Origin of the sequence: Anoxybacillus sp. MB8, from assembly GCF_011006755.1 — a bacterium.
Lineage (GTDB): Bacteria > Bacillota > Bacilli > Bacillales > Anoxybacillaceae > Anoxybacillus > Anoxybacillus gonensis.
Genome location: NZ_RXXX01000075.1, coordinates 1 through 5,203 on the forward strand (window position 1 = coordinate 1; position 5,203 = coordinate 5,203).

The 5,203-nt window shown below is 40.9% G+C and carries 6 protein-coding genes and 1 pseudogene; all 7 read left to right on the forward strand.

Annotated features, from left to right (window positions below; translation table 11 throughout):
• Positions 1–601, forward strand: a 601-nt coding sequence (gene istB / locus EKC99_RS14965) for an IS21-like element IS5376 family helper ATPase IstB (RefSeq protein ID WP_163152484.1), incomplete at its 5' end; no start/stop codon positions are given.
• 48 nt (positions 602–649) lie between these two features.
• Positions 650–1,543, forward strand: a pseudogene (locus EKC99_RS14970) (radical SAM protein); the annotation flags it as partial.
• A gap of 236 nt (positions 1,544–1,779) precedes the next feature.
• Entirely contained in the window at positions 1,780–2,058 is a 279-nt protein-coding gene (locus EKC99_RS14975) for an autorepressor SdpR family transcription factor (protein ID WP_075039735.1), read from the forward strand.
• A complete protein-coding gene (locus tag EKC99_RS14980; protein WP_042533965.1) occupies positions 2,055–2,681 on the forward strand; it encodes an SdpI family protein in 627 nt (208 codons plus the stop codon). Before EKC99_RS14975 ends, EKC99_RS14980 begins: the two co-directional genes overlap by 4 nt.
• A complete protein-coding gene (locus EKC99_RS14985) occupies positions 2,678–3,445 on the forward strand; it encodes a YhfC family intramembrane metalloprotease (protein ID WP_009360924.1) in 768 nt (255 codons plus the stop codon). The genes EKC99_RS14980 and EKC99_RS14985 overlap by 4 nt, the downstream gene beginning before the upstream one ends.
• A gap of 172 nt (positions 3,446–3,617) precedes the next feature.
• The gene (locus EKC99_RS14990) at positions 3,618–4,535 is read left to right on the forward strand and encodes an aldo/keto reductase (RefSeq protein ID WP_035065641.1); all 918 of its coding nucleotides are present in this window, start codon (positions 3,618–3,620) and stop codon (positions 4,533–4,535) included.
• Between the two features lie 183 nt (positions 4,536–4,718).
• A partial coding sequence (locus EKC99_RS14995) for a helix-turn-helix domain-containing protein (RefSeq protein ID WP_483296087.1) occupies positions 4,719–5,203 on the forward strand: 485 nt, incomplete at its 3' end.

A 5,203-nucleotide genomic window follows, 5' to 3' on the forward strand; every position in this document is an offset into this window, starting at 1 on the left:
ACGATCGATCCAAACGCTCATCAAGCTGTCCAAACTGCCATATCGCAAGACGATCGATACGTTTGATTTTACCGCGCAGCCTTCGGTGGATGAGCGCCGGATTCGAGAACTGCTTACCTTATCGTTTATTGATCGAAAGGAGAATATCCTCTTTCTCGGTCCACCGGGGATTGGAAAGACGCATCTGGCTATTTCGATTGGAATGGAGGCGATCGCAAGAGGGTATAAAACGTATTTTATTACCGCCCATGATTTGGTCACTCAGTTAAGAAGAGCCGACCAGGAAGGAAAGTTGGAGAAAAAGCTTCGTGTCTTTGTGAAGCCAACCGTTCTCATTATTGATGAAATGGGGTATCTAAAACTGGACCCGAACAGCGCTCATTACTTATTTCAGGTCATCGCCCGTCGGTACGAACATGCCCCGATTATCCTCACCTCCAACAAAAGCTTTGGGGAATGGGGAGAAATCGTGGGAGACTCGGTTTTGGCGACAGCGATGTTAGATCGATTACTGCATCATTCCATCATTTTCAACCTAAAGGGGGAAAGCTATCGATTGCGGGAAAAAAGGCTCCAACAAGAAAAACAGAAGGATCAATGAGGTCCTTCTGGGGAATTTTAAACCGGCGATTTTGGGGAAAAAATAATCGGCCTTGACATATTGGCGCTTCACATTATTCAAGAATTAAGTGAATGGATCATTTCGTTAGCGGAGAGATATGGTGTAACGTATGAAGCGGACATCTCGACAAACGGTTACTATTTATCAAAAGAAACGCTGCAACAACTGTTACGTTATCACGTCCGTCGCTTTATGATTACCATCGATGGAGCAGAAAGGATCCATGATGCCCGTCGTTTTCTAGCGGATGGACAAGGTACGTATCATACAATCATGCAACATTTACGGGATATTCGTACGTTACACGACTCATTTGATATTTATCTTCGTCTGAACTTTGATGAAGCAAACATCGATCATGTTCCATCATTCCTTGCCGACTTAGCACACGAATTTGCAGGGGATGCTCGTTTTCAATTGTTTTGCCGTCCAGTTGGAAGATGGGGTGGAAAAAATGATGAACATTTGCCGATCTGTGATGATCGCACGGCTGAAAGGAAAATATGGGAATTGACTGAACAGGCTGTAAAACAAGGGATTTCGATGAGTAAGATTATTGAGTCGATGCTTACACCTGGAGGGGCGGTTTGTTATGCAGCTAAGCCCCACTCCTTGGTAATCGGAACAGACGGACAGTTGTATAAATGTACGTGTTTTTTAAATGAGCCATATAATCATGTTGGTAAACTTCATACAGATGGAACGATACATATTGACTATGATCGTTTTGCATTGTGGGTGACGTCGGGCGAAGAACAAGATGAAACGTGCCAGTCTTGTTTTTTTCGACCAGCTTGCCAAGGGAATCATTGCCCGCAGTATCGAATTAGGAAAGGTAAACGTCCTTGTCCGTATGAAAAAAGAAAAATAAAACAAGTATTGCAACTTATTTACCGACAGGAGAAGGAGGTGATCCGATGAAAATTGTACGGCCAGCTGTTTCCCCAACAGCAACTTCAGCTTCAGGACGGTTGTCTAAATCTGTACCGGGCAACTTGAAATAATGGGGAATCAAGGTTTTCCTTGGTTCCTTTTTGTATATTGACTCATGTATAAAAAAGGGATATGATGTAATTAGAAATTTATCTAAATATCTATTTTTTTGGGTTATATTTAGATATTTATCTAAATATCTAAAAGAAAGTAGGTGAAAAAGGATGTCGTTTAACGAAGCGTTTAAAGCGATTGCTGATCCAAACCGAAGAAAAATTCTTTCTTTATTAAAAAAAGGGAACTTAACAGCGGGGGAAATTGCTGAACATTTTGATATGCAAAAGCCGAGTGTGTCTCATCATTTAAAAATATTAAAACAAGCCGATTTAGTGGAAGATCGGCGCGTTGGACAACATATTTATTACTCATTAAACACAACGGTGTTCCAAGATTTAATGAGCTGGTTTTATGACATATTACAAAAAGAAGGTGACGAATCATGAAAAAGCACTTATTTATTATCATTCTCATTGCAAGTAGCTATGTATTGAGTTTATTAGCCATCCCTTTTTTGCCGGATGAAGTGGCGATTCATTGGAATGTGGCTGGGGAAGCTGACGGCTTTACGAGCAAATGGTGGGGCGCATTACTTTTTCCGATCTTTTTAACAGGAATTGTCTCCCTTATTCTTTTCTTGCCGAAGGTGGATCCACGCAAAGAAAACTACGAGAAATTTGAAAAAGTATATCGCATTTTTTTACATGTATTTGTTTTATTTTTATTTAGCATACATGTGGTGACGCTTGCGTATAATATCGGAATTCCTGTGCAAGTCGATGTCGTTGTGCCGATTGGAGTTGGAGTGTTGTTCATTGCCCTTGGAAATTATATGCCGAAAATTAAACCGAATTATTTTTTCGGTATTCGTACCCCTTGGACGCTAGAAAATGAAGAAGTTTGGCAAAAAACGCATCGTGTCGGAGGAAAAGTGTTTGTTATGATGGGTGTATTCATTATGCTTACGGTATTTGCAACAAGTGTATGGCGCTTTATTTTTCTGATGATCATTGTATTTGGTGGCACGATGTATTTGTTTATCCAGTCGTATTTATTTTCGCGTAAATGAAAGGAGAGATCGGCTTGGTTGGGATGTTTGTTCAATTGTTTCTTTCTTTGATTGTTCCTTTCGCACTTATCATATATGGGCGAAAAAAAGGATGGCTCTCATGGAAAGCGTTTGGTGTCGGCTTGCTTGTTTTTGTTTTATTTTCACAAGTGTTAGAGAAAGTTATGCATATGCTTGTCATAGATCCGAGTGGCACATCGTTAAAAGGAATAAGTAGCGTTTGGGCGTTTGTCGCTTACGGCGCTTTAGCAGCTGGAGTGTTTGAAGAGATAGGAAGATATGTCGGGTTTCGTTTCATGTTAAAAAACAATCGGGCATACGGGGATGGATTATCATTCGGTTTAGGACATGGAGGAATGGAAGCTGTGCTTATTGGTGCTTTTAGCGCCGTGAATATGATGGTCATTTCTCATCTCGTGCAAACAGGTCAGTTTGAGCAAATTGCTTCCTCTCTCCCTGCTACACAAGTGGAGATGCTCAAAACCATGTTAAATCAGCCTGATTGGATGTATGTATTAGGTGGTATCGAGCGAACATTTGCGATAGCGATCCATGTTGCGCTTTCTCTTCTTGTTTTATATGGGGTTCGGAAAGGACAATTTCGTTATGTGGTGTATGCCATTTTGATTCATGCGTTAATTGATGTGGTCCCTGCGCTATATCAAGTGAAAGTCATTTCAAATGTTTGGATTGTAGAAACGATTCTTGCTTTCATTGCAATCGCTTCGCTCGTCTTCATTCGACGTATAGCAGAAAAGTTTTAAAAACATATTGCATCGAAACGCGTTTCATACCTTATGCTCGTGTCAAAAGCATGAGGGAGGGAGAAACGATGGGAATCTTTTTTATTTTCATCTTGTGCGCTGTTGAGTTAATCGGAGCACAGTTCGCCATAGAAGCAGCTTCAAAACGAAAGTAAAAAGGGAGGACGGACAAATGAAACGAATAAACATTGGTAACTCTGGACTAATAGCCTCAGAAATTGTGTTAGGATGCATGCGGATTTCGGAAATGTCTGTTTCCGAGCTATCAAGGTATATAGACGAAGCGCTTGAAGCAGGAATTACGATGTTTGACCATGCAGATATTTATGGAAAAGGGCGTTGTGAAGAGCTGTTTGGTGAAGTGCTTGCTTCTCGTCCGCATTTGCGCGAACGCATTCACATTCAAAGCAAATGTTCGATTCGTGATGGCTATTATGACTTATCAAAAGAGCATATTTTAACATCCGTCGACGGCATATTGAAGCGACTTCAAACCGATTATTTAGACATGTTGCTTTTACACCGACCGGATACGCTTATGGAACTAGAAGAAGTAGCAGAGGCGTTTGATTGTCTACATGCAAGTGGAAAAGTCCGTCATTTCGGAGTGAGCAACTTCAATAGTATGCAAATCGAGCTATTGCAAGCATACGTTAAACAGCCGATCATCGCGAATCAAATGCAGTTCAGTATTATGCATGCGAATTTAGTGACAAGCGGCATTCAAGCGAATACGCTATTTGACGGAGCGCCGAACCGCGACGGACATATTTTAGAATATTGCCGTCTTAAACAGATTACGATACAAGCGTGGTCTCCGTTCCAATACGGCTTTTTTGAAGGAGTGTTCATTGACAACGAGCAATTTCCGGAAGTCAATGAAGTACTCGGACGGCTAGCGGAGGAAAAAGGAGTAAGCAAGTCAGCGATTGCTGTCGCTTGGATTTTGCGTCATCCAGCGAACATGCAAGTGATCGTTGGCACAACAAACTCTGCTCGTTTAAAAGACATTTGCCAAGCAAGCCATGTGCAACTCTCCCGACAAGAATGGTACGAAATCTACCGTGCGGCAGGTCATCGGTTGCCGTAATTGACGAAAACACTTTTTTTGGCGATTGCTGAAAAAGTGTTTTTTCATTGCTTAAGCTCTGTCGTATTTTCATGATTAATCACGCAGGAAACCCCTGCTTTCAAGCATGGGGAGGAATGCGTTTTTTTTGTTTATTTTTCACTAAAAAAATATAAAATAAAATTAGTGAAAGGTGGTGAGAACATGAAATTGACTTTAACAGCAAAAATTAAAATTTTACCGACATCTGAACAAGAACAGCTTCTTCAAAAAACGATGCAAGCATATCGTGATGCGTGCAATGCGGTGTCGGAAGTGATATACAAAGAAAACACCCTTGTGCAAGCCAAACTTCACAAGATGACGTACCGCAAACTTCGCTCTACATTTGGCTTAAAATCTCAAATGGCACAGTCTGTGTTAAAAACGGTGATTGCAAAATATAAAACCAACCAAACCAATGGACACAAGTGGTGTCAGATTGCGTTTAAAAAACCGCAAATAGACCTCGTTTTTAATCGAGATTACAGCCTAACCAAAGGGTTGTTTTCCATCAATACGTTAGAAGGACGAATCAAAGTTCCTTTTCAAACGAAAGGACTTGAAACGTATTTCGACGGAACATGGACGTTTGGAACAGCAAAGTTAGTGAACAAACATCAAAAGTGGTTTCTCCATATTCCTGTATC